Annotated in this window: 1 rRNA gene; it reads right to left on the reverse strand. The window is 50.8% G+C overall.

Features of this window, described 5'->3' with window-relative positions:
• Positions 1–262 (reverse strand): 23S ribosomal RNA (locus tag FCL42_RS21590); the annotation flags it as partial.

Below are 262 nucleotides of genomic sequence, written 5' to 3' on the forward strand. Positions count from 1 at the left end.
TGGTCTTCCGGCGAGCGGGTTTTTCACCCGCTTTAACGTTACTCATGTCAGCATTCGCACTTCTGATACGTCCAGCATGCCTCTCGACACACCTTCAACCGCTTACAGAACGCTCCTCTACCATGCATATAAATATGCATCCGCAGCTTCGGTGTCTAGTTTAGCCCCGTTACATCTTCCGCGCAGACCGACTCGACCAGTGAGCTATTACGCTTTCTTTAAATGATGGCTGCTTCTAAGCCAACATCCTGGCTGTCTGAGC

Source organism: Ferrimonas aestuarii (assembly GCF_005116665.1).
Classification (GTDB): Bacteria; Pseudomonadota; Gammaproteobacteria; order Enterobacterales; family Shewanellaceae; genus Ferrimonas; species Ferrimonas aestuarii.